At 58.7% G+C, this 830-nt stretch carries 1 protein-coding gene and 1 pseudogene; both read right to left on the bottom strand.

Annotated elements, in window-relative coordinates; genetic code table 11:
* Positions 1–479 (bottom strand): IS5 family transposase (locus ACYQ3M_RS11625; RefSeq protein WP_460036244.1); only part of this gene is annotated, 479 nt, incomplete at its 3' end.
* Between the two features lie 74 nt (positions 480–553).
* Positions 554–760: pseudogene (locus tag ACYQ3M_RS11620) on the bottom strand (transposase); the annotation flags it as partial.
* Positions 761–830: the final 70 nt, after the last annotated feature.

Genomic DNA, 830 nt, shown 5'->3' with positions numbered 1-830 from the left:
GATGCCCAAATGGCGATACAGCGGATGTGCACGGCGGCAAGGAAAGAAGCCGTATTTTTGGCATAGCGCGTAGCGATACCTCGCCAACGCTTGAGATGCAAAAAGGCGTTCTCAACCCGATGGCGCAGACGATACCAGTGCTTGTCGCATGCACGCCGGTGTCTGCGATTTCTGCGCGATGGGATGACAGGCTCCATCCCGTGCTCTTTGGCCTGGGCGATGAGGGCATCCCTGTCGTAGCCTTTGTCCGCCAACAGGTACTTTGCATCGATTCCCTCGATCAGGGTTGCCGCCTGGGTGCAATCCGCTGTGGTGGTACCGGCTGGGATAACCCTTCGGAGCGGCATACCATGCGCATCCACGGCCAGAGGTATCTTAGTGTTGAGCCCCCTTTTGTGCGCCCCATGTCCTGGTTGCCGCCTTTGGCGCCTGTGGCGTGAGGGTGGACTTTGACATGCGTGGCATCGATGATCAACCATTCGTAATCCGGTTCGTCGATCAACTGCTTGAGAACCTTCTCCCACACCCCCTTGTCCCGCCAGCGGCAGAACCTTCGATGCACGTTCTTCCAATCCCCGTACTCCGGGGGCAGATCCCGCCAGGGTGCCCCGGTTCGCAGAATCCAGAACACCGCATTGATGAACTGCCGGTTGTCTCTGGCCACCCCGCCCCAGGCGCCTCGGCGTCCGGGAAGATGTGGTTCCAACAGCTCCCAAACCCGGTCGGAAATATCGTGGCGCCGGTGTGCAGGTGTCGTCATGGCACAGGTCCTGTGATCAAGTCCAAACCGACGCTCACTATCTTAATAAACTCGTGACGACAGTATCTAG

The sequence above is a fragment of the Methylothermus subterraneus genome, from assembly GCF_054656915.1.
Note: the sequence above shows the minus strand (reverse complement) of the source record. Positions and strands in the feature narration are given on the sequence as shown.